General features: G+C 68.6%; 19 protein-coding genes. 12 read left to right on the plus strand and 7 right to left on the minus strand.

Features of this window, described 5'->3' with window-relative positions; translation table 11 throughout:
- The first annotated feature begins 32 nt into the window (after positions 1-32).
- Entirely contained in the window at positions 33-386 is a 354-nt protein-coding gene (locus A7W11_RS14520) for a RidA family protein (protein WP_066413569.1), read from the plus strand.
- Between the two features lie 19 nt (positions 387-405).
- Here the strand turns inward: A7W11_RS14520 and A7W11_RS14525 are convergent, their stop codons facing one another.
- A complete protein-coding gene (locus A7W11_RS14525; RefSeq protein WP_066413571.1) occupies positions 406-915 on the minus strand; it encodes a flavodoxin family protein in 510 nt (169 codons plus the stop codon).
- Positions 912-1,745, minus strand: coding sequence for a M90 family metallopeptidase (locus A7W11_RS14530; protein WP_066413573.1), 834 nt, complete (start codon positions 1,743-1,745; stop codon positions 912-914). Before A7W11_RS14530 ends, A7W11_RS14525 begins: the two co-directional genes overlap by 4 nt.
- Positions 1,746-1,823: 78 nt before the next feature.
- On the opposite strand from A7W11_RS14530, the gene A7W11_RS14535 reads away from it, so the two are divergent.
- The 6 genes from A7W11_RS14535 (at position 1,824) to A7W11_RS14560 (ending at position 9,174) form a co-directional block, all read left to right on the plus strand.
- On the plus strand, positions 1,824-4,058 hold the full coding sequence (locus A7W11_RS14535; RefSeq protein WP_066413576.1) for a RelA/SpoT family protein: 2,235 nt from the start codon (positions 1,824-1,826) through the stop codon (positions 4,056-4,058).
- A gap of 95 nt (positions 4,059-4,153) precedes the next feature.
- Positions 4,154-5,305 carry an acetylornithine deacetylase gene (argE, locus tag A7W11_RS14540; RefSeq protein WP_066413582.1) on the plus strand — a complete coding sequence of 384 codons (1,152 nt, stop codon included), beginning with the start codon at positions 4,154-4,156 and terminating at the stop codon, positions 5,303-5,305.
- A 145-nt stretch (positions 5,306-5,450) separates the two neighbouring features.
- Positions 5,451-6,650 (plus strand): tryptophan synthase subunit beta, encoded by a 1,200-nt coding sequence (gene trpB, locus A7W11_RS14545; RefSeq protein ID WP_066413585.1) that lies wholly within the window; start codon positions 5,451-5,453, stop codon positions 6,648-6,650.
- A 6-nt stretch (positions 6,651-6,656) separates the two neighbouring features.
- Positions 6,657-7,514 (plus strand): tryptophan synthase subunit alpha, encoded by an 858-nt coding sequence (trpA, locus tag A7W11_RS14550; protein WP_066413588.1) that lies wholly within the window; start codon positions 6,657-6,659, stop codon positions 7,512-7,514.
- A 42-nt stretch (positions 7,515-7,556) separates the two neighbouring features.
- On the plus strand, positions 7,557-8,435 hold the full coding sequence (accD, locus tag A7W11_RS14555; RefSeq protein ID WP_066413591.1) for an acetyl-CoA carboxylase, carboxyltransferase subunit beta: 879 nt from the start codon (positions 7,557-7,559) through the stop codon (positions 8,433-8,435).
- A 184-nt stretch (positions 8,436-8,619) separates the two neighbouring features.
- The gene (locus A7W11_RS14560; protein WP_066413594.1) at positions 8,620-9,174 is read left to right on the plus strand and encodes an acyloxyacyl hydrolase; all 555 of its coding nucleotides are present in this window, start codon (positions 8,620-8,622) and stop codon (positions 9,172-9,174) included.
- Positions 9,175-9,257: 83 nt separating this feature from the next.
- Here A7W11_RS14560 and A7W11_RS14565 read toward each other — a convergent pair whose 3' ends face one another.
- On the minus strand, positions 9,258-10,430 hold the full coding sequence (locus A7W11_RS14565; protein ID WP_066413597.1) for an MFS transporter: 1,173 nt from the start codon (positions 10,428-10,430) through the stop codon (positions 9,258-9,260).
- Positions 10,431-10,737: 307 nt separating this feature from the next.
- On the opposite strand from A7W11_RS14565, the gene A7W11_RS14570 reads away from it, so the two are divergent.
- Positions 10,738-11,685 (plus strand): LysR family transcriptional regulator, encoded by a 948-nt coding sequence (locus A7W11_RS14570; protein ID WP_066413599.1) that lies wholly within the window; start codon positions 10,738-10,740, stop codon positions 11,683-11,685.
- Here the strand turns inward: A7W11_RS14570 and A7W11_RS14575 are convergent.
- Both A7W11_RS14575 and A7W11_RS14580 read right to left on the minus strand, forming a co-directional pair.
- Positions 11,676-12,587, minus strand: a complete 912-nt coding sequence (locus A7W11_RS14575) for a DMT family transporter (protein WP_066413601.1) — start codon at positions 12,585-12,587, stop codon at positions 11,676-11,678. The two genes, A7W11_RS14570 and A7W11_RS14575, sit on opposite strands and share 10 nt — an antisense overlap.
- A complete protein-coding gene (locus A7W11_RS14580) occupies positions 12,571-13,062 on the minus strand; it encodes a PaaI family thioesterase (RefSeq protein ID WP_066413603.1) in 492 nt (163 codons plus the stop codon). The genes A7W11_RS14575 and A7W11_RS14580 overlap by 17 nt, the downstream gene beginning before the upstream one ends.
- Before the next feature lie 95 nt (positions 13,063-13,157).
- Here A7W11_RS14580 and A7W11_RS14585 point away from each other — a divergent pair, with 95 nt between their 5' ends.
- Entirely contained in the window at positions 13,158-14,498 is a 1,341-nt protein-coding gene (locus A7W11_RS14585) for an aminotransferase-like domain-containing protein (RefSeq protein ID WP_066413604.1), read from the plus strand.
- Between the two features lie 275 nt (positions 14,499-14,773).
- Here the strand turns inward: A7W11_RS14585 and A7W11_RS14590 are convergent, their stop codons facing one another.
- Positions 14,774-15,649, minus strand: a complete 876-nt coding sequence (locus A7W11_RS14590; RefSeq protein ID WP_066413606.1) for a LysR family transcriptional regulator — start codon at positions 15,647-15,649, stop codon at positions 14,774-14,776.
- Positions 15,650-15,766: 117 nt separating this feature from the next.
- Between A7W11_RS14590 and A7W11_RS14595 the strand changes: the two genes are divergently transcribed.
- Positions 15,767-17,320 (plus strand): MFS transporter, encoded by a 1,554-nt coding sequence (locus A7W11_RS14595; protein WP_066414113.1) that lies wholly within the window; start codon positions 15,767-15,769, stop codon positions 17,318-17,320.
- 222 nt (positions 17,321-17,542) lie between these two features.
- On the opposite strand, the gene A7W11_RS14600 is transcribed toward A7W11_RS14595, so the two are convergent.
- A complete protein-coding gene (locus A7W11_RS14600; protein ID WP_066413614.1) occupies positions 17,543-20,794 on the minus strand; it encodes an Rne/Rng family ribonuclease in 3,252 nt (1,083 codons plus the stop codon).
- 659 nt (positions 20,795-21,453) lie between these two features.
- On the opposite strand from A7W11_RS14600, the gene A7W11_RS14605 reads away from it, so the two are divergent.
- Positions 21,454-22,425 (plus strand): RluA family pseudouridine synthase, encoded by a 972-nt coding sequence (locus A7W11_RS14605; protein WP_156523077.1) that lies wholly within the window; start codon positions 21,454-21,456, stop codon positions 22,423-22,425.
- A gap of 53 nt (positions 22,426-22,478) precedes the next feature.
- A complete protein-coding gene (locus A7W11_RS14610) occupies positions 22,479-23,150 on the plus strand; it encodes an HAD-IIIA family hydrolase (RefSeq protein WP_066413618.1) in 672 nt (223 codons plus the stop codon).
- Positions 23,151-23,430: the final 280 nt, after the last annotated feature.

The raw sequence follows: 23,430 nt of genomic DNA on the forward strand, positions 1-23,430 counted from the left end.
CGCAAACTCTCTTTCCGCAAGGGGAAGTCTTCATGAGCAGCATCAAGCGTTTCAACGTCGCCAAGCGCCTGTCCGACATGGCCGTGTACAACGGCGTGGCCTATCTGGCCGGCCAGGTGCCGGACGACGCGACGCTGGACATCACCGGCCAGACGGCCCAGGTGCTGGCCACCATCGACCGCCTGCTGGCCGAAGCCGGCACCGACAAGACCAAGATCCTGATGGCCCAGATCTTCGTGACCAACATGAAGGAATTCGACGGCATGAACAAGGCCTGGGACGCCTGGGTCGCCGACGGCAACTCGCCCCCGCGCGCCACCGTCGAAGCGCGCCTGGCCAATCCCGACTACAAGGTCGAGATCGTCGTCACGGCTGCCCTGGCCTAAGCAGCAACGGGCGGCGTCGTCAGACGCCGGCCAGCAAGGTGGCGGCCAGCAGGCCGCCCAGTTCCTCGCATTGCGCGAGGACGGCCGCCGGCACCGTCTTGCCGGCCAGAATCGCGTCGGGTGTCTGCGCGCCATTGCGCGCCACCAGCGCCGGCGCCGCTGCGCGCAGGCGCCAGCCGGTGCAGATGCGCTCGGCCTGGCGCGCCGCGCCCGTGCCGTCGGTGCCCGCGCTGATCGCCAGGCCATAGGGCCGGCCCGCGATGCGGTCCAGCGCCGGGTAATAACTGCGGTCGAAGAACTCCTTCATCTCGCCGCTGAGCGTGCCCAGGTTCTCGGGCGCGCAGAACAGATAACCATCGGCATCCAGCACGTCGCCTGGCAGGGCGCGGCCCGCGCGCCGGCGCACCACCCTCAGATGCGGCGTGGCCTCCAGTTCGCGGGCGGCGTGCCGGGCGCCGCGTTCCAGCGCGGTGGCCATGGCGCGCGCCGCGCCGGTGCGCGAATGCCAGACGATCAGCAGTGTCTTCATGCCAGCCGCGCCAGGGTGTCCTGGCGGTAGTAGGCTTGCAGCAGGGCATGCCACTGCGGCAGGGCCTGCGCCAGCGGCAACGGATCGATGAAGAAGTGCTCGGAACTGACGGCGAAGAACTCGGCCTCGTCCGTGGCGGCGTACGGGTCCAGCGGCAGGCTGGCGTACCAGGCGTCGGCGTCCTCGCTTTCGGGATCGACGTCGGGGGGAATGTCGGCTTCCACCGCCTCCAGTGCGGCCACATAGCGGTCGTAGCTATCTTCCAGCACCTGCCGCCAGACACGCGGCTGGATGTCGGGATGGGCTGCCAGCGAGGGCATGCCGTCGGCCTCGCCGCTGTGCAGGTCGAGTTTGTGGGCGAATTCGTGGATGACCGCATTGAAGGCGCCGGCCTCGGGATCGGGGGCGCTCCAGGACAGCACGATCGGCCCGCCGTCCCAGGCCTCGCCGGCGGCCTCTTCCAGGTATTCATGCACCACGCCGTCCTGATCCATCTGGCGGCGCGGGATGGAGAAACCTTCGGGGTAGAGGATGATCTCGTCCCAGCCTTCGTACAGCGACGGCGGCAGGTGCAGGATGGGCAGGGCCGCCTGCGCGGCGATCGCCAGGCGCATGAAATCGGTGGGTTCCAGGCCGCGCGCGCCGTTCAGGTTCTTGCTGGCCAGCAGCCAGGCGCAGCGCGCGCGCAACTGCTCGCGCTCGGGCGCCGTCAGCGGGGCGAGGAACGGATAGGTCGACAGCACCTGCTGCCACAGGTCGTCGGGGATGCGCGCCTGCATCTGGGCCACATCGGGGGCGGCGGCCCCGCGGCCACGCAGCCATCGAAACATGATGGGATTCCTGGGGTTGCTTCGGACCTCTAGTGTAGAGTTAGAAAATTGTCCCTCAGTCCGTTTTCGCCGCGCGCAATGTCCGTCTCCACCGATCCCGTCTTGCCCGGTCCGTTCGACGCCGCCTGGCGCCAGGCCGCCGTGCAGGGGCTCGACGAGGACGGCGCGCGCCTGGTCGAACGGGCCGCCGCCTGGGCCGAATCGCGCTTCGACGACCAGGTGGCGCTGACGGGCGAGCCCCTGCGCACGCATGCCGCGGGCGTGACGCGCCTCTTGGCCCGCCTGCAGACCGACGCCGCGACACGCGCCGCCGCCTTGCTGGTTTCGCTGCCGCATGACCCGATGGCGCCCGTGCCGGCGCCCCGCAACGACCCCGTCGCGGCCGAGTTCGGCCCCGAGGTGGCGCGCCTGGTGCATGGCGCCCGCGCGCTGCTGCGCCTGGGCGCGGTGGCGCGGCAGGCCAGCGATGCCTCGGCCGATACCGGCAGCCAGAAAGAGATGCAGCGCAAGATGCTGCTGGCCATGGCGGCCGACCTGCGCATCGTGCTGATGCGCCTGGCCTCGCGCCTGCAGACCCTGCGCTGGCATGCCGAGACCAAGGCGCCGTGCGATCCGTCCTTCGCCCGCGAGACGCTCGACCTGTACACGCCGCTGGCCAACCGCCTGGGCATCTGGCAACTGAAATGGGAGATGGAAGACCTGGCGTTCCGCTTCCTGGAGCCCGTGCGCTACAAGGAAATCGCCAAGCTGCTGGAAGAGAAGCGCGTCGAGCGCGAAGCCTTCATCGCGGCCGCCATCGAGCGCCTGCGCACTGCCCTGAAGGGGGCGGGCATCACCGCCGAGGTCAGCGGGCGGCCCAAGCACATCTACAGCATCTGGAACAAGATGCGGGTCAAGACGCTGGATTTCTCCCAGTTGTTCGACCTGCGCGCGCTGCGCGTCATCGTCGAGGACGTGCGCGATTGCTACGCCGTGCTGGGCCTGGTGCACGAAATGTGGCCTCCCATTCCCGAGGCCTTCGACGACTACATCTCGCGGCCCAAGCCCAACGGCTACCGCTCGCTGCACACGGTGGTCAGCGACGACGACGGCCGGCCGTTCGAGGTGCAGATCCGCACGCGCGAGATGCATCAGTTCGCCGAATACGGCATGGCCGCGCACTGGCGCTACAAGGAGTCCGGCGCGCGGGGCGGCCAGGTGGCGGCCTCCAGCGACTACGACCGCCAACTGTCGTGGATGCGGCAACTGCTGGCCTGGGGCGCCGACGTCGGGGCCGCGGAGGGCCACGATGCGCCCGATACCGCGCACACGGGCGACGGCCGCATCTACGTGATGACGCCGCAGGCGCGCGTGATCGAGCTGCCCGAGGGCGCCACGGCGGTCGACTTCGCCTACCACCTGCACACCGACCTGGGCCACCGTTGCCGGGGCGCGCGCGTGGACGGCCAGATGGTGCCGCTGCACACGCGCCTGGCCACGGGCCAGACGGTCGAGATCATTTCCGCCAAGGCGGGCGGGCCGTCGCGCGACTGGCTCAACCCGCAACTGGGCTACCTGGCCGCGCCGCGCTCGCGCGCCAAGGTGCGCGCCTGGTTCAACGCCATCGAGTTGCAGCAACGCATCACGCAAGGCCAGGCGCTGGTCGAAAAGGAACTGCAGCGCCTGGGCAAGACCGCGGTCAACCTGGAACAGCTGGCGCAGACGCTGGGCTTCGCCCGCGCTGATGACCTGTACGTGGCCGCCGCCAAGGAAGAGTTCAGCCTGCGCCAGATCGACGCCGTGTTCCAGCAGCCGGCGCCGGTCGTGGAACCGCAGCCGCACGCGCTGCGCCATGCCAACGCGCCGGGCGCGGGCAGCGTCACGGCCGGCGGCAAGAGCGGCGTGCTGGTGGTGGGCGTGGGTTCGCTGATGACCCAACTGGCCCGCTGCTGCCGTCCCGCGCCGCCCGACGCGATCGCGGGATTCGTCACGCGCGGCCGCGGTGTTTCCATCCATCGCGCCGACTGCCCCAGCTACCGGGCCCTGGCCGCCCGCGAGGCCGAACGCGTGATCGACGTGGCCTGGGGCCAGACCGCCGACACGGTCTATCCGGTGGACATCAGCGTGCGCGCGCACGACCGCTCCGGCCTGCTGCGCGACCTCTCCGAAGTCTTCGCCCGGCTGCGCCTGAACGTGGTTGGCGTCAACACCCAGAGCCGCCAGTCCCTGGCCCATATGGTGTTCACCGTCGAGGTGCGCGACGGCGAAGCGCTAGGCCGTGCGCTGGATGCCTTGCTGGCGGTTCCCGGGGTGTCGGGCGCGGACCGGCGCTAGGCCACGCGGGCCTGGACTCAGGACAAACCCGCGGCGCCCTGCCCGCGCGGCCATCCTGGCCTAAACTGGCGGTTTGCCCTTCGGACATCCGCATCATGGACACCCGCACCTGGCTTGAGCAACTGGTCGCCTTCGACACCACCAGCCGGAACTCGAACCTGGCCCTGATCGAGACCGCGCGTGACTATCTCAAGGGGCAGGGCGTGGCCGCCTGGCTGGCGCACAATCCCGAGAAGACCAAGGCCAACCTGTTCGCCACGCTGCCGGCGGCGGATGGCAATGCCGAGGGCGGTGTGGTGCTGTCCGGCCATACCGACGTGGTGCCCGTCGATGGGCAGGACTGGTCGTCCGATCCCTTCAAGCTGGTCGAGAAGAACGGCGTCCTGCAAGGGCGTGGGGCGTGCGACATGAAGGGGTTCATCGCCTCGTCGCTGGCGCTGGTGCCCGAATTCCTGGCCATGCCGCGCAAGAAACCCATCCATCTGGCTTTTTCGTACGACGAAGAGGTGGGCTGCGCCGGCGCGCCCGTCATGCTGGCCGAGCTGAAGGATCGTGGCATCCGCCCCGAAGGTTGCGTGGTGGGCGAGCCCACCGGCATGAAGGTGGTGGTGGCGCACAAGGGCATCAACCTGTTCCGCTGCCGCGTGCACGGCAAGGCCGCGCACTCGTCGCTGACGCCGCGCGGCTGCAATGCCATCGAGTACGCCGCGCTGCTGATCTGCCGCATACGCGAACTGGCCGATGCCATGAAGGCCAAGGGACCGTACGACGAGTGCTTCGACGTGCCGTTCTCCACCATGACCACCAACCAGATCCGCGGCGGCATCGCGGTCAACACCATCCCCGAGCTGTGCGAGTTCATGTACGAATTCCGCAACCTGCCGGGCGTGTCCCCGGACAGCATCCAGGTGGACGTCGAACGCTACGTGCGCGAGGAACTGCTGCCGCGCATGCAGGCCGAGTACGCGGACGCGCGCATCGAGATCGAGACCGGCGCCGCCGCGCCGGCGCTGGAGGCCTCGGAACTGGCCGCCATCACCGAGCTGGTGCGCGGCCTGACCCAGGATCGCGCCACCCGCAAGGTGGCCTACGGCACCGAGGCGGGGCTGTTCCAGGGCGTGGGCATTCCCACCGTGGTGTGCGGCCCCGGCTCCATCGAGCAGGCGCACAAGCCCGACGAGTTCGTGGCCCTGGATCAGTTGGATGCCTGCGACCGCTTTCTGCGGCAACTGGGCCATTCGCTGTAGCGGCCGGCTGCTGGCGCGAGCGGCAAGCCCTGACCGAGGGGGGGCGAGGCGGTCGCCCGCCGGCTTCGCCCGGCTACGCTAAAATGTCCGGTTGCAAAACCGGTGCTGCCCCTGTCTCTTTGGGCAGCCACCCCGGAGAACCCTGGTGAAACCTTACGACCTACCGGATGCCAAGGGCCATTTTGGCCCGTACGGCGGCGTGTTCGTGGCGGAAACGCTGATGCACGCCCTGGACGAACTGCGCACCGCCTACGATCAAAGCCGCGTCGACCCGGCCTTCATCGAAGCGTTCAACTACGAACTCAAGCATTTCGTCGGCCGGCCCAGCCCGGTCTACCACGCCCGCCGATGGTCGCAGGAACTGGGCGGCGCCCAGATCTGGTTCAAGCGCGAAGACCTGAACCATACCGGCGCCCACAAGGTGAACAACTGCATCGGCCAGGCCCTGCTGGCCAAGCGGATGGGCAAGCCGCGCGTCATCGCCGAGACCGGCGCGGGCCAGCACGGCGTGGCCACGGCCACCGTCGCGGCGCGCTACGGCATGGAATGCGTGGTCTACATGGGCAGCGAAGACGTGCGCCGCCAGGCGTCCAACGTCTACCGCATGAAGCTGCTGGGCGCCACGGTGGTGCCGGTCGAGTCCGGCTCGCGCACCCTGAAGGACGCGCTGAACGAAGCCATGCGCGACTGGGTCACCAATATCGAGAACACGTTCTACATCATCGGCACGGTGGCCGGTCCCGATCCCTACCCCCGCATGGTGCGCGATTTCCAGACCGTCATCGGCAACGAATGCCTGGCGCAGATGCCCGAAGAGGCTGGCCGACAGCCCGACTTCGTCGTGGCGGCGGTGGGAGGCGGCTCCAATGCCATCGGCATTTTCCATCCCTACATCCCGCACGAGTCCGTGCGCCTGATCGGCGTCGAGGCCGCGGGCGAGGGCATGGACAGCGGCCGCCACGCCGCGTCGCTGGCCGCGGGCCAGGTCGGCGTGCTGCACGGCAACCGCACCTACGTCATGCAGGATGCCGACGGCCAGGTGCAGGAGACGCATTCGGTCTCGGCCGGCCTGGACTACCCCGGCGTGGGGCCCGAGCATGCCTGGCTGAAGGACAGCGGCCGCGCCCAGTACGTCGGCATCACCGACGACGAGGCCCTGAAGGCCTTCCACGATTGCTGCCGCATCGAGGGCATCATGCCGGCGCTGGAGTCCTCGCACGCCATCGCGCAGGCCGCCAAGATGGCCCCCACGCTGTCCAGGGACCAGATCATCCTGGTCAACCTGTCGGGCCGCGGTGACAAAGACATGCACACCGTCGCCGAGGCGGCGGGCATCACGTTCTGACCTGACATGACCAACACTTCCAACCGCATCGACGCCGCGTTCGCCCGCCAGGCCGAAGCCGGCCGCGCCGCGCTGGTGCCTTACATCGCCGCGGGCGATCCGTCGCCCGCTGCCACCGTGCCGCTGATGCACGAGCTGGTGCGCGCCGGCGCCGACATCATCGAGCTGGGCGTTCCGTTCTCCGATCCCATGGCCGACGGCCCGGTGATCCAGCGTGCCGCCGAGCGCGCCATCGCCCAGGGCGTGGGCCTGGCCCGCGTGCTGGAACTGGTGGCCGAGTTCCGCCGCGACGACGCCGTCACCCCCGTGGTGCTGATGGGCTACGCCAACCCCATCGAGCGCATGGGCCAGCAGGCCTTCGCGCAACGCGCGGCGCAAGCCGGCGTCGACGGCGTGCTGGTGGTCGACTATCCGCCGGAAGAGGTCGACGCTTTCGCGGCCGATCTCGGCCAGGCCGGCATCTGCCCGATCTTCCTGCTGGCGCCCACCTCCACCGAGGCGCGCATCCGGTCGGTGGCGTGCGTGGCGCGCGGCTACGTCTACTACGTGTCGCTCAAGGGCGTCACGGGCGCGGCCAGCCTGAACACCGACGACGTAGCCCAGCGCCTGGAACTGATCCGGCGCCACGTCGGCATTCCGGTGGGCGTGGGCTTCGGCATCCGCGATGCCGACAGCGCGGCGCGCGTGGCGCGCCACGCCGATGCCGTGGTCATCGGCACCAAGCTCATCCAGACCATCGAAGAGGCCGTGGCCGATGCCGCGGCCGGCCAACAGACCCAGGCCGCGGTGGCCGCCGCCGGACAATGGCTGCGCACCATCCGCGCCGCCCTGGACCAGACCCAACGACACGACGCGGCCGCCTGAGCGGCGCCGCGCCCGATTTGCCCTACGGGACCCCGACACAATATGAGCTGGATCGAAAAACTCCTGCCGCCTCGCATCAACAAACCCGCCGCCGACAGCGTCAAGAGCCGCGTGCCCGAAGGGCTGTGGGTCAAGTGCCCCTCGTGCGAGTCGGTGCTGTACAACGAAGACCTGGCGGCCAACCTGCACGTGTGCCCCAAGTGCGACCATCACATGCGCATCGGTTCGCGCACGCGCATCGACTCGCTGCTCGACCTGGAAGGCCGCGTCGAGATCGGCAGCAACACGCGCTCGATGGATCCGCTGAAGTTCAAGGACTCGCGCAAGTATCCCGACCGCCTGTCCGAGGCCATCAAGCAGACCGGTGAAACCGATGCGCTGGTCGTGGTCAGCGGTTCGGTGCGTGGCATTCCCGCCGTGCTGGCCTGCTTCGAATTCGAATTCATGGGCGGCTCGATGGGGTCCGTGGTGGGCGAGCGTTTCGCCCGCGGCGTGCAGGCCGCCATCGACAACCGCACGCCCTTCATCTGCGTGGCCGCCTCGGGTGGCGCGCGCATGCAGGAAAGCCTGCTGTCGCTGATGCAGATGGCCAAGACCAACGCCATGCTGACGCGCCTGGCGGCGGCGGGCCTGCCGTTCATCAGCGTGTTGACCGATCCCACCATGGGGGGCGTGTCGGCCAGCTTCGCCTTCATGGGCGACGTGGTCATCGCCGAGCCGCGCGCGCTGATCGGCTTCGCCGGTCCCCGCGTCATCGAGCAGACCGTGCGCGAGAAGCTGCCGGAAGGCTTCCAGCGTTCCGAGTTCCTGTTGCAGAAGGGCGCCATCGACATGGTGGTCGACCGCCGCCAGCTGCGTGAGGAGATCGCCCGCCTCCTGGCCCTATTGACCCGCCAGCCGGCGGATGCCGTCACCGCCTGATCCTGACGGGCTCCTGGCCGCTGGGCCGGCCATTTTTCCATTCATGGGGAAATGGCCGGGGATTGAACCGGGCTAGGTCGATTTTGACTACACATGTTGCCGATTGAAGACAATCGACCCTCATTACAGGGACGGTTTTCTGATATGTTAGCCGGTGTCGTTACAAATCGATTTTGGAGCTTCCATGCACAGCATCAACAAGAAAAGAACCCTCACGGGGCTGGTCGCCGGATTGGCTCTGGCGTTCGGCGCCTCGATGGCGCATGCGCAATCCCAGGAAGGCACGAACGGCGGCCTCGGCATCCACTACGGCGTGGGCGATCACTACCAGCGTGTCACGCTGCAGTACGAAACGCCGTCCATCTGGACGGTCAACTTCGGAGGCAACTGGGGCCGCCTGGACCTGACGCCCGAGTTCGGCGTGTCCTATTGGTGGGCCCAGGGTGATCGCTCTCCCGACCACGTCTGGCAGGCCAATGCCATTCCGATGTTCCGCTGGTGGACCAGCGACCGCTTCTTCCTCGAAGCCGGCGTGGGCGCCACGGTGTTCAGCCACACCACCTTCGCCGACAAGACCATCAGCACGGCCTTCCAGTTCGGCGATCACATCGGCGCGGGCTTCCTGCTGAACGACAACAGCCGTATCGGCGTGCGCTATTCGCATTTCTCCAACGCCAGCATCAAGCGCCCCAATCCGGGCCTGAACGTGCTGCAACTGACGTACCTGTACCAGTTCTGATGGCGGCCGCCCCAGGGCGGCATCGGCATCGCATCGAACCCGCCTGTTTTCCAGGCGGGTTTTTTACGTGGGTGGATAGTGTGTCAGCGGTCCTGCCGGCACAGCGGAAATCCCTGCCGCTTCGACGCCCAGACCACAATCAGCGCGGCGGCCAGCAGCGCCAGCAAGGCGGGCGCGAAGGCATGGGCGCCCAGTCGCTGCAGCAGCACGCCGCCCAGCAGGCCGCCTCCCGCGATGGCCAGGTTCCAGGCGGTGACCAGCATGGATTGCGCCACGTCGGCCGCGGGACCGGCCGTCTTGGCCAGCGCGGTCTGGAACAGGGTGGCCGAGCCTCCGAAGGCCAGGCCCCAGATGGCCACGGCGGCGTAGACCAGCGCCTGCGAATGGCCGGCCGAGCCCAGTATCAGCACGCCCGTGGCGAACAGTACCGTACTGGCCAGGGTCAGCCTGCGCAGATGCCCGTCCACCAGCATGCCGACGATCCAGATGCTGGCCAGGGATGCGACGCCGAATACCAGCAGCACCAGGTCGGTCCGCCCGGCCATGTCCAGCGTGGCCAGGAAGGGGGCGATATAGGTGTAGAGCAGGTTGTGCGCCAGCACGAAAGCCAGTACGGTGAACAGCACGGATTGCACGCCGGCGAGCGCGAAGACCTGGGCCAGCGAGGTGCGTGCGCCCTGCGTCTGCCCAGGGAAATCGGGCACGCGCAGGCGTACCCATATCATCAAGCCCAGCGCCATCACGCTCATGCCGGCGAAGCAGGCGCGCCATCCCACCAGCGTGCCGAGGTAGGTGCCGGCCGGGATGCCGAGCGACAGGGCCAATGGTGTGCCGACCATCGCGATCGCGATGGCGCGCCCCTTCAGGTGTTCGGGCGCCATGCGGGCCGCGTAGCCGGCCAGCAGCGCCCAGACCAGGCCCGCCGCCACGCCGGCCACGAAACGCGCGGCAAGCGTCAGCGTGAAATCGTTCGACAGGGTGGTGACGGTATTGGCCAGGGCGAACCCGGCCAGGCCCGCCAGCAGCAGAGCGCGGCGGCGCAGGCCCTGTGTGGCGGCGGTCAGGGGAATGGCGGTCAGCAGCGAGCCCAGCGCGTAGGCCGTGATGGTCTGGCCGGCCCACGCCTCGGAGACATCGAGGCTGTGCGCCATCTGCGGCAGCAGGCCGGCGGGCAGGGCTTCGGTCAGGATCGTGACGAAAGCGGCCGTGGCGAGCGCCAGCAGCGAAGCCAGGGGCAAGCGGTTCGAGGCCGTCATTGTCCGTTCTCCGGTTGGGCATGGACCGCATCGCGAAGATCCGCGACGACGCGCTGCGGCATGCCTTCGTATGGGGTGTTTGCGCCGATCGGGCGGCAAGGGGCCGGGGCGTGCCGGACGGCGGTACGGATGCGAGGGCCGGGACGAAGCGGTGTGCCGGCGCGCCGCGGGGAAAAAACAGAGGCTGACAAGACGGAAATCCTTTTCCATGACGGGGTTCCATCAAGATAGGCAGTCGGGGATTAAAGAAAAAGTAGGCTACATTTCCTGGCTAAGCGGAATTTTCCGTCCGTAATCAGGAGCAGCGATGGACAGCCTCAGCGGCTTTACGGTGTTCGTGCAGGTGGCCGAGACACGCAGTTTCGTCGCGGCCGGCAGGTTGCTGGGCGTGTCGGCGTCGGCGGTGGGCAAGAGCGTGGCCCGGCTGGAAGAGCGGCTGGGCGTGCGGCTGTTCCATCGCAGCACGCGCAGCATCGCGCTCACGTCCGAGGGGCAACTGTTCCTGGAGCGCAGCCGCCGCATTCTCGCCGAGATCGAGGCGGCCGAACTCGAACTTTCCCAGGCAGCGGGCGCGCCACGCGGACGCCTGCGCGTCAGCCTGCCGCTGGTCAGTTCGCTGGTGTTGCCCGTGCTGTCCGATTTCATGGGCCAGTATCCCGACGTCGAGCTGGACCTGGAATTCACCGACCGGGTGGTGGACGTGATCGACGAGGGTTTCGACGTGGTGATCCGCACCGGGGCGCCGGTGGACTCCTGCCTGCAAGCGCGCAAGCTGGGCACCTTCGAGATGCTGCTGGTGGCCTCGCCGGCGTACCTGAAGCGGCGCGGCACGCCGAGAACGCCCGCCGACCTGTCGCAGCACACCTGCATGCACTACCGCTACTCGACCACGGGCAAGCTCGAAGCGTGGCCGCTGGACCTGCCCGCGGGTGAGCCGGCGCTGGAACTCCCCGTGTCGATGATCTGCAACAACATCGAGACCCGTGTGTGTTTCGCGCTGCAGGGGCGCGGCATCGCATGCCTGCCGGATTTTTCCATCCGGCCGCAACTGGCGGACGGCAGCCTGCGCCGCGTGCTGCCCGGCCAGGCGCGGCGCACGGGCGTGTTCAACGTGCTGTGGCCGGCCAGCAAGCATCCGTCGCCGAAAGTACGGGCGCTGGTGGATTTCCTGTGCGCTCGGGTGTTTCCGGAGGAACAGGCGCGGCGCGGGGCGCGCAAGCGTGTGAAGGGGCTTCTGGACCGGGATCAGGATTGAGGGCGCGCCGCGCTCAACGCAACCGCCATCCCCGCCGTCACCAAGACCACCCCCGCCCAGGCGGCCGCCGACGGCAACTCTTCCAGCAGCGCGAGCGCCCCGAGGGTGGTCAGGCATGGCACGGCGGCGGTGAAAAGCGCCGTGGTCTGCGCGCCCAGCACGGCCACGGCGCGCGTATAGACCAGCAGCGCCACCACGCCCACCAGCACGCCCTGGAACAGCGCCTGGAACACGATGTCGGGCCAGGCGGCCAGCGCCATCTGCGTGCCGGGCAGCATCAGGTACAGCGGCAGGAAACAGGCCAGCGAGCCGGGTGCCACGATGGCGGCGGCGCGCAACGGGGTGATGCAAAAGCGCTGCGCCAGCAGGCCGTAGGCGGCCCAGCACACGGCGGCCAGCAGCAAGGCCACGTCGCCCAGATACTGGCGCGGCTCGGCGCCGGTGAAACTATCCCAACTGATGGCGACGACGCCGGCCACGATCAGCGCCAGGCCGGCAAGACGCTGGCGTCCCGCGCGCAATCCCAGGGCCGCGCGCAACAGCAGGAAGGTGAACAGCGGAATCGTGCCGTGCAGCAGCACGCCGCCGTGGCTGGCCGGCGCCAGCCGGAAACCCAGGTAGGCGAACAGCGCGAATCCCAGGCCGCCGCTGAATGCCAGCAACGCGGCCTGCCGCAGGCGCAGGCCGCTCAAGCGATAGCGCAGCAGCAAAGGCAGCAGCAACAGGCCCGCCACGGCGAAGCGCAGGATCGCGAGGTCGGGCAGCGTCAGCGCCGTCGTGGTCAGCCCCATCCGCGAGACCAGCGTGAATCCCGAGAACAGCAGGACCGCGGCCATCGCGCAGAGCACGCCACGCGTGCGGTCCCGTGACGGCAACCCCGGCGGCTCAGCGGCCCTGTGCATGATCGCCCCGCAGGGTCATCATGGCGCTGGTCACGCTGGCGACCGGCTTGCCATCGCCGCGCGATATCTCGCACAGGTAATGGCTGATGGTGCGGCCGCGATGCGTGGCCCAGGCCCGTGCAAGCAGCCGCGATTGCCACACGGGCCGCAGGAACGTGGCGCGCAGGTCGATGCTGGTGAAGCTCTCGTCCTTGTCCATCAAGGTGGAATGCGCCGTGCCGATGGCTGCGTCGGCCAGTTCGCACAGCAGGCCGCCGTGCACCGTGCCTTGCTGGTTGCCATGCCGCAGGGCGTCGGCATCGAGTTCGACCACCGCCATCGCCTCGCCGATCTCGACGATGCGAAAGCCCAGCAGTTGCGAGATCGCGGTGGGGTAGCGCATGTGGGTCGTATCTTCGGGCCGCAGCGTGCCGTCCAGCTGGCGGCGCAGGTAGTCGAGTACGGGCAGGGCGTTCGGGGACAGCGTCGTCGTCATGGCATGGCCTTTCGCGGTAGGGACGATCCGGGCTTACATCGACCAGCGTAATTCCGTACACTAGGACAATCAAAAAATTGTCCTAGGTACACGACATGACGATTCCTCTGGTGCACGCGCTGGCCGATGCGCTGGCGGCCGACATCCTGGCCGGCCGGCTGGCGCCCGGCACCGTGCTGCCCACGCATCGCGAACTGGCGTCGCGGCACGGCTTGGCCCTGGCCTCGGCCACCAAGGTCTACGCCCGCCTGAAGGCGCAGGGACTGGTGGTGGGAGAAACCGGCCGGGGCACCTTCGTGCGCGACCGCCCGCCGCAACCGCATTGGGACGGCGCCGACGAGGCCCGGCTGAACGCCAGCACGATCGATCTGTCCTTCAACCATCCCTCGCTGCCAGGCCAGGCGGAACTGCTGCGCGACATGCTGCGCAAGCTTGCCGGTTCGGGCGACCTGTCCGCGCTCATGCAGCAGCAGCCGCCTGGCGGCCGGTTGCACGAACGCCGCGTCGTGGCCGGTTTCCTGGCGCGCACGCGCGGCATCACGGTGCCGGCCGAGCACGTTTTCCTGGTGAATGGGGCGCAGCAGGGCCTGGACGTGGCCGCACGCGCCGTGCTGCAACCCGGCGACGCGGTCGCGGTGGACGCGCTGACGTATCCGGGTTTCAAGATGCTGGCCCAGGCGCAGCGCCTGTCCTTGCAACCCGTGCCATGCGCGGCCGAAGGCCCCGATCTGGATGCGCTGGACGCGCTGTGCCTACGCGGCCGTGTCCGCGCCATCTACGCGATGCCCACGCTGCACAATCCGCTGGGATGGGTGCTGGACGGCGGGCAGCGCCAGCGCCTGGTCGACATCGCGCGGCGGCACGACTGCTTCCTGATCGAGGATGCCGCCTATGCGTTCCTGGCGGCCAAGGCGCCGCCCGCGCTGGCCGCCATGGCGCCCGAGCGCACCCTGTACGTGTCCAGTCTTTCCAAGAGCCTGGCGACCGGCCTGCGCTTCGGCTTCATCGCCGTGCCCGAAGCCTGCGCCACGAAGGTGAAGGCGCACATCCGCGCCAGCCACTGGAGCCTGCCCAGCGTGATCACCGCAATGGCCACGCGCTGGATCGAGGACGGCACGGTGATGCGTCTGGAGGCGGCGCATCGGCGCGACGCCAGGCGCCGGCAGGCGGTGGCGTGTGAAGTCTTCAGCGGGATGGAGATGGTGGCGAATCCGGCGGCGCTGTTCGTCTGGCTGACGCTGCCCCCCGAGTTGCGCATGGACCGCATCACCATGGCGCTGGCGGCGCGCAACATCGCGGTGTCCAAGGCCGAGGCCTACGCGGCGACACGGCATGCGCCGCATGCCTTGCGGCTGGGGCTCAGTTCGGTGCCGTTGGCGCAACTGAAACCGGTGCTGCAGCAGGTGCGCGAGACGATCGAGCGGTTTCCGGTCTAGGGCCTGTTCACACTAAAAGGAGCCTCGCACAGCCGGGGAATCGGGCGGCAGGCGTCGTTGCGCGGGCCTTGCGTGGATCAACCACGCGGCGGCCCGCACGCCTAGCCTGCCGCCCGATTCCCCGGCTGCCCGTAGGGTGCGAACAGAAACGTACGCCTGTCTGCGTTGCGAATGCTCGCCGTGGCACCACCACGGCTGCGCTTCGCGCCTTGCCATCCATACGTTTCTGTTCGCATGCGAGGCTCCTTTTAGTGTGAACAGGCCCTAGCCGCGGCTCATGCCGCCTGGGCCTGCCGGGGTTGGCGATGTTCGCGGAAGGCGGCGGCCAACGTGCGCAGGGCGTCGCGGGAACGCGAGTCGGTCAACGTCGAATGCATCATGATGCGCGACGCCGGCAGGTCGGGCAATCCCAGTTCGCGGCTGACCTCTACGCTGTCGGGCGGCGCCAGGCGGCACGAGAAGGCGGCGACGGCCAGGCCGGCGGTGACAGCCGCCGCCACGGCCGCATGGCCGCCGCCGACGAACACCTCGGTCCAGGCCACGTCCGAACTGGCCAGGGCGCGCGTGGCGATGTCGCGCACGCCGCAGCAGGGCGCCAAGGCGGCCAGCCGCAGCGGCTTGCCGGGCTGCTGATGGAAGCAGGGCGCGGCGAACCAGCCGAAGTGCTCGGGGCCAAGGTCCTCTCCGTCGCGCCGGTCGTCTTCCTTGCGCACGATCACCGCATCCAGTTCGCCGTTGTCGTAGGCCATCAGCAGGTTGCTGGAGTTCTCCAGCCGCACCTCGATGGTCAGGGCGGGATCACGCTCGTTCAGGCGGGCCAGCACCATGGGGATCTCGGGGCCGGCCACGTGCTCGGCGATGCCCAGCCGAAAGCGCCGGCACGGCGCGGACAGGGTGCCGACGGCCCGGTCGTGCGCGGCCAGGAAATCGCGTGCGGCCGAGATGAATACCGCGCCTTGCGCCGACAGCCTGACCTGGCGCGGGGTGCGCTCCAGCAGCTTGCTGCCCAGGCGGTCTTCCAGGCGCTTGAGCTTCACGCTGATGGCGCCCTGGGTGGTGCCCAGCGATTCGGCGGCCTTGGTGAAGCTTTGAAAGTCGGCGATGGCGACGAAGGCCTGCACCGATTCGACGTCCAGCACGGGGCGGCTCATGGAATCATATAAAAATGTTGTCTCTGATATGTCTGAGCATAGCATTGATGAATGGTTGAGCCCTGCCTACCATCCTCCGCGTGTGTGATGCATTCCTACTTTCCGGAGGTTGTCGTGATGTCATCGTCGACACGGCAGGGCCGCTATGCCCTGGCCGCCGTGTGTCTGTCCGCATCGATGCTGGGGCTGGAGATATCCAGCGTGCCGCCGATCCTGTCCACCGTCGAGCAGGTCATGGGCGCCAGTTTTCGCCAGCTTCAATGGGTGATGGCGGCCTATACGATCGCCATGACCACGATCCTGATGGCGGTCGGCACGCTGGCCGACCGCTATGGCCGCAAGCGGGTCTTCAACGCCGGCATCGCGGCCTTCGGCATCACGTCGCTGGTGTGCGGCCTGACGGAAAGCGCGTCGGTGCTGATCGGGGCGCGTTTCATGCAGGGCCTGGCCGGCGCGATGATGCTGATCTGCCAGATCGCCATTCTGTCGAACCAGTTCCGCGCTGGGCAGGCGCGTGCGCGGGCCTTCGCGTGGTGGGGCATCGTGTTCGGCGCGGGACTGGGCTTCGGGCCCATCGTCGGGGGCGTCATCCTGGCGCTGGCAAGCTGGCAATGGGTGTTCCTGGTCCACGTGGCGCTGGCCGTGGCCACCCTGGCGCTCAGCCGCGCGGGCGTGCAGGAGTCGCGCGACCCGCAGGCGACGCACCTGGACAGCGCCGGCATCGTCACGCTGTCGCTGGCGGTGTTCTGCCTGGTGCTGTTCGTCACGCAGGGACCCGTGCTGGGGTTCCGGAGCCTGGCGGCGCTGGGCATCATCGGGCTGTCCGCGTGCAGCTTCGCGGCCTTCATCGTTGCCGAGCGCGTCAGCCGCCGGCCGATGATCGATTTCTCGGTGTTCCGGGTCCGCAATTTCTCTGGGGCGCTGCTGGGCTCGATGGGGCAGAACTTCAGCTTCTGGCCGTTCATCGTCTATCTGCCGATCTATTTCCATGTGGGCCTGGGCTATGACAGCGTGCGGACGGGCCTGGCCTTGCTGGCCTATACCCTGCCCACGTTGTTCGTGCCGCCCTTGGCCGAGCGCCTGTCCCTGCGCTGGCATCCCGGCGTGGTGATTCCCCTGGGCCTGTCGCTGATCGGCGCGGCGTTCGCACTGATGCGGCTGGGCAGCGCATCCGCGCAACCCGGCTGGCTGATGTTGCCGGGGTGCGTGCTGGCGGGCGTCGGGCTGGGACTGGTCAACACCACGACCACCAATACGATCACCGCCGCCGTGTCGGCCGAGCGCGCGGGCATGGCGTCCGGCGCGGATACCAGCGCCCGGATGATTTCCCTGGCGTTCAATATCGCGCTGATGGGTTTCGTGCTGGTGGAAGGCATCATGGCCCACCTGCGCGGTACGCTCGGCGCGGTCGATGGTACGTCCCTGCGTCTGTATGCCGAGCGGATCGCGGCGGGCAGCGCGTCGGCGCAGGCGCCGGGCCACGACGATCTGCTGGCGCACGTCGCCGAGCCGGCCATCGCTGCCCATGCCGCGCTGGTGGCCGGTTTCGGCTGGGTGATGATCTATGGGGCGGCCAGCGCCTTCTTGCTGGCGGGCGCGAGTTATGTGGTGTTCTCGCCCGCACGCCGTGGGCGACAGACCTGCGAGGCGTGCCCCGGCGCCTCGGCTTGAACGAGCTTCCGGAACAGTATGGGTATCGGCGCGGCGAGTCGGCCCGCCGACCGGTGGACAGGGGCGTGCGGGGGGCGAACCGCCTGCCGATTCCGCCGGCCCGGCCGCCTGGTTCGGCGAACCAGAGTGGCCATGTCCTTCAACGATGGAAAAAAGCCCGCCGAAACGAGCGTTCGGCGGGCTTTTCATCGGCGGTCCCTTGTCGGGGACGCCGGTCATGCCTTAACGCAGCGTTTCGACCTGCTGCAGCGGTGCGGTGGACACCGGCTGCACGGGCTTGCGCTCGCGGCCGACGCGCACGGGCGTGGCCGTGGCGGCGATGCGCGCTTGCGTCTGCGCGTGGCGGGCGGGGTCGGTTTCGACCCAGGTCAGGCCAGCGGCGTTGACGATGGAGTGCAGGCCTTGCTTGCTGACCACGTCCGATGCCGGAGCGGCAGGCGCCACGGCGATGGGGGCGGCGGCAACGGGCGGTTGCGGCGCGGCGGCCGGGGCCGTCTCGACCGGGGCAGCCACCACGGGGGCCGGAGCCGGTTCCGCGGCAACGGGGGTCACGACAGGCGCCACGACCGGAGCCGGTTCGGCGGCCGGAGCCGGCGTTTCGGCGGCGGCAGTCTCCACTGCGGCGGTTTCCACTGCCGGAGCAGCTTCCACCTCTTGAGCGGGCGACACGTCGACCGGTTCGGCTGCGGCCGTCTGCACGGCGCTCGGTTCCACTGCGGCGGTTTCCACTGTGGCCGGGGCGGGGGTTTGCTCCGTCACGGACACGGCGGGCGTCGACTCGGATGCTTCGACCACGGGCGAGGCGACCGGTTCGGCAGGAACGGCCGCGGCGACGGGTTGCTGGACGGGCTCGGCAACAGCCTGGACCGGCGCGGATTCCGCAACGGCGGCCTGCACCGGGGCCTGCTCGGCGGTCACGGGCTCGGCGGCAACCGGGGCCGCAGCGGCCGGCGCGGCGGCTTGGGCCGACACGGGCGCGGCGGAGGCCGTTTCGCTGGCGACGTCGCGCAGGGCCTCCTGGGCATCCTGCGCCAGGCTGTCGGCCTCTTGGCCTTCGCCTTCCTGGCCTTCGACGACGGGCGTGCCGTCCTCGTTGACACGGCGGCCACGGCGGCTGCGGCGGCGGCGGCGCTTGCGCTCGGGATCGGCACCGGCTTCGGCGCCTTCCGCGCCTTCGGCGGTCAGGCCGTCGGCTTGCGTATCGTCCAGATCCTCGGCATCGGCCAGCTTGCGGGCTTCGGCAGGCGCGGCTTCAGCGGCGGGGCGATGGTCGGGCAGGGCGGAGGCCACGGTCTCGGCCAATGCGGCGACCATGGTTTCCTGCTCGCTCATCGCACCTTGCGGGCCGTCTTCACGGCGGCCACGGCCGCGGCGGCCACGGCCACGACGACCGCCGCTGCCGGCGTCTTCGCCTTCGGCCCCGGAGGCAGGGGCGCGTTCGGGACGGGCGGCGGCCGCTGCAGCGGTGGCGTCGCGATCGCGCTCGCCGCGCTGCGGGCGGTCGGCGCGCTGCTGCTCTTCAGGGCGGCGGCCACCACGGCGGTTGCCGGCGTTCACGTCGGCCTCGGCGGCGTCGCCACGGCCCTGGCCTTCGTTGCGGCGGCCGCGGTTGCGGTCGGAGCCGTGGCGTTCGCCGCGGCGTTCCTGGCCGTCATGCGAGCGGCGGCCACGTCCGGAGCCGCTGGTGTTGCGGCGGGCTTCTTCCTGCGGCTCGGCCACGGGGGCGGGCGCGGCGGCCGGCGTGCTGCTGCCGCCACCCAGCCAGTTGGCCAAGCGCTTGAACAGGCCACCCAGGCCACCGGTGGCGGCGGGGGTGGCTTGCGCAACCGGTGCGGGGGCCGGAGCCGGAGCAGGCGTCGAGATCGGGGCGGGCTGCGAGGGCGTGATGCCCTTGACCAGCGCCTCGGGCTTGGCCTTGGTTTCCTGTTCGCGCGGCGACCAGACCACGTCGGTGGCCGGGGCTTCGGCCAGCTCGAAGCTGGTCCGGGGCTCTTCCAGGCGCGGATCGTCGTGGCGCAGGCGCTCGATGTGATGGTGCGGGGTTTCCAGGTGCTTGTTGGGAATCAGCACCAGGTTGACCTTCAGGCGGGCTTCCATCTTGGCGATGTCGGCGCGCTTTTCGTTCAGCAGGAAGGTGGCCACTTCGACCGGCACCTGGGCGTGGACCGCCGCGGTGTTTTCCTTCATGGCTTCTTCCTGCAGCAGGCGCAGGACGTGCAGGGCGCTGGATTCCGCATCGCGGATCACGCCGGTGCCCGTGCAGCGCGGGCAGGTGATGTGCGAGCCTTCGTTCAGGGCCGGACGCAGGCGCTGGCGCGACAGTTCCATCAGGCCGAAGCGCGAGATCTTGCCCATTTGCACGCGGGCGCGGTCGAAATGGAGGGCGTCGCGCAGGCGCTGTTCGACGGCGCGCTGGTTCTTGCCTTCTTCCATGTCGATGAAGTCGATCACGATCAGGCCGCCCAGGTCGCGCAGGCGCAACTGGCGGGCCACTTCGTCGGCGGCTTCCAGGTTGGTGCGCAGCGCGGTTTCCTCGATGTCGGCGCCGCGCGTCGAACGCGCGGAGTTGACGTCGACGGCCACCAGCGCCTCGGTGTGGTCGATGACCACGGCGCCGCCCGAGGGCAGCTGCACGGTGCGCGAGTAGGCGGTTTCGATCTGGTGTTCGATCTGGAAGCGCGAGAACAGCGGGATATCGTCGCGGTAGCGCTTGACGCGCTGCACGTTGTCCGGCATCACCACGCTCATGAAGGCGGTGGCCTGGTCGGCGATCTCGTCGGTATCGATCAGGATCTCGCCGATTTCAGGCGAGAAGTAGTCGCGGATGGCCCGGATGACCAGGCTGGACTCGAGGTAGATCAGGATGGGGGCGGCGTTGTCGCGGGCGGCGCCGTCGATGGCCGTCCATAGCTGCATCAGGTACGCCATGTCCCATTGCAGTTCTTCCACGCTGCGGCCGATGCCGGCCGTGCGCGCGATGATGCTCATGCCCTGGGGCACGTCGAGCTGTTCCATCGTGTCGCGCAGTTCCTGGCGGTCCTCGCCCTCGACGCGGCGCGAAACGCCACCGCCACGGGGGTTGTTGGGCATCAGGACCAGATAGCGGCCAGCCAGCGAGATGAACGTGGTCAGGGCGGCGCCCTTGTTGCCGCGCTCTTCCTTTTCGACCTGGACGATGAGTTCCTGGCCTTCCTTCAGGGCGTCCTGGATGCGCGCGCTGCGCACGTCGACGCCTTCCTTGAAGTAGCTGCGGGCGACTTCCTTGAACGGCAGGAAGCCGTGGCGCTCTTCGCCGTAATTGACGAAGCAGGCTTCCAGGCCGGGTTCGATGCGGGTGATGACGCCCTTGTAGATGTTGCCTTTGCGCTGTTCGCGGCCGGCGATTTCAATGTCGAGATCGATGAGTTTTTGCCCATCGACGATGGCAACGCGCAGTTCTTCCTGGTGCGTTGCGTTGAACAACATACGCTTCATGAGTGCGATTCTCCTAGGCATGACACGCCGATATCGGCGCGTGACCTCGGATCGCTCGGGCTGCGGACTGAAACTTGCAAGAGGGCGGACCGTACCCGGGCTGTGGCCCGGGCGTATCCGCGGCGGGTCAGGCGGGCACAACGCGCCGAACGGCGCGGGGTTCTATCAGCAGGGGAGTCAGGTTCACTGAACGTGGTCGACGGAAGAGTTGCTGGGAACGTCAGATGCGGCAAGGTTTGTGACGCTCGCGCGCATCTGGTGCTTTATTTAAAATTGACGATTCTTGCGGTGCTTCAGAGCCGCTTGCGGCTGCAGCGCTTCCTGCCAGGAAGGCGGGCATTGCGTGCCACACCACCATCCGGCAAGGCGCGCTTGCGCCGGCGACCGAGAGACCCCAGAGCTGAGCGAGCACGAGTGTACGAAACGTACGGCAGGCAGTACAAAGTACAATGATGGCCTGCGTGCTCGACGGAGACGCGCAACTAGTCTTATCTTGGTGCCTTACATCCACTTCAGTGGGTTTTACACCTCAGTAGTGGAGTAGTGGTTTACTTCCCGGTAGTGGCCTATTCAAATATCGGCCCCTAGCGGACACACCCCTAGTCACAGCATCTCTACGCCAAGCGGCTGGTTCAGCCCCTTAAGGCTGTCCCGATTATATGTCGCTTTCCGCAATGCGCAAAGAAACTTCCACCGCCGCTCAACAACCGGCCGTCCGCATGGTCGAGGTAGGCCCCGAGCACGATGGCCAGCGCATCGACAACTTCCTGCTTCGCCTGTGCAAGGGCGTCCCCAAGAGCCACATCTACAAGGCCATCCGTGACGGCCAGGTGCGTGTCAACAAGGGACGCATCGGCGCCGACTATCGCCTGGCGATCAGCGACGTGGTGCGCGTGCCCCCGCTGCGCTTGCCTGATCCTGGCGCGCCGCGACCCGTGCCGGCCGCCGAATTCCCCGTGGTCTACGAAGACGACGCCATGCTGGTCATCGACAAGCCGGCCGGCGTGGCCGTGCACGGTGGCAGCGGCGTGTCGTTCGGCGTCATCGAGCAACTGCGCGCCGCGCGGCCCGAGGCGCGTTTCCTCGAACTGGTGCACCGCCTCGACCGCGAAACCTCCGGCCTGCTCATGGTGGGCAAGAAGCGCAACGCGCTGCTGGCGCTGCACGCCATGCTCCGCGAGGGCGGCGCCCGGAAGCACTATTACGCGCTGGTGCAGGGCGATTGGGTCAACGACCGCCAGCACATCCGCCTGCCGCTGACCAAATGGACCACCGCCAGCGGCGAGCGCCGGGTGAAGGTCGATCCCCAGAATGGGCAGACGGCCCATACCATCGTCACAATGAAACAACGGTTCGGCCAGTACAGTCTGGTCGACGCCGAATTGCGCACGGGCCGTACGCACCAGATCCGCGTGCATCTGGCGTCCAGCGGGTTTCCCATCGTGGGGGATGATAAATACGGGACGGATGAGGTGCGCGCCGAGTTCGCCCGGCGCGGGTTCGGCCGCATGTTCCTGCATGCGCACAGCCTGACCCTGCCGCATCCGCTCACGGGTGAAACCCTGGAACTGAACGCACCGCTGCCCAAGGCATGCGTGCAGATATTGCAGCAACTGGAGACGAAGGCATGAGCTCGCCGAGCCGACTCAATGGCGAATACCGGGGTGCGGAGCACGAAGCTCCGATGCGTAACCCTTCTTATAAGCTGGTGGTGTTCGATTGGGACGGCACGCTGATGGATTCCACCCACAGCATCGTGGCGGCCATCCAGGGGGCCTGCCGTGATCTCGATCTGCCCGTGCCGTCGGCCTCCGAGGCCAGCTGGGTGATCGGCCTGTCGCTGGAAAGCGCGCTGCGCCGCGCGGTGCCCGAACTGACCCAGTCCATGGTGCCGCGCTTCCTGGAGCGCTACCGCACGCATTACCTGTTGCGCGACCCCGAGCTGCGCCTGTTCGACGGCGTGCCCGATCTGCTGGCTGCCCTGGCGCAGCAGCAGGCGCTGATGGCCGTGGCCACCGGCAAGAGCCGGGTGGGGCTGGACCGCGCCCTGGCGGCGTCGGCCACCCGCAGCGTGTTCGCCGCGACCCGGACCGCCGACGAAACCTTCAGCAAGCCGCATCCGGCCATGTTGAACGAGCTGATGGAAGAACTCGACGTGGCGCCCGAGCAGGTCGTCATGATCGGCGACACCTCCCACGATCTGCGCATGGCCGCCAATGCCGGCGTGCACAGCGTGGGCGTCACTTATGGGGCCCACGCGCTGGCCGAGTTGCAGGATTGCGGGCCGCAGGCCATCGTCGGCAACGTGGCCGAGCTGCGGCAGTGGCTGCTGCCGCGCACGGGCGTGCCGGCCTGACGGCGGACCGGGGAACACGACAGCGGTTGCGCGGTCAGACTGCTGGTAGGCGTTCCGGCCTGGCGCCGGGGGGCGTGCGTTGCATCCGGCTGGCGCCTCGGAACGTACATATAGGCGATTCGGCCGGGAATAGATCCCGGCTTGCCGGCGTCTAATCCACATATGGGCGCCTAGGGCCTGTTAACCCTAAAAGGAGCCTCGCATGCGAACAGAAACGTGCGGATGGCAAGGCGCGAAGCGCAGCCGTGGTGGTGCCACGGCGAGCATTCGCAACGCAGAC

The organism is Bordetella ansorpii (assembly GCF_900078315.1).
GTDB lineage: Bacteria > Pseudomonadota > Gammaproteobacteria > Burkholderiales > Burkholderiaceae_B > Bordetella > Bordetella ansorpii.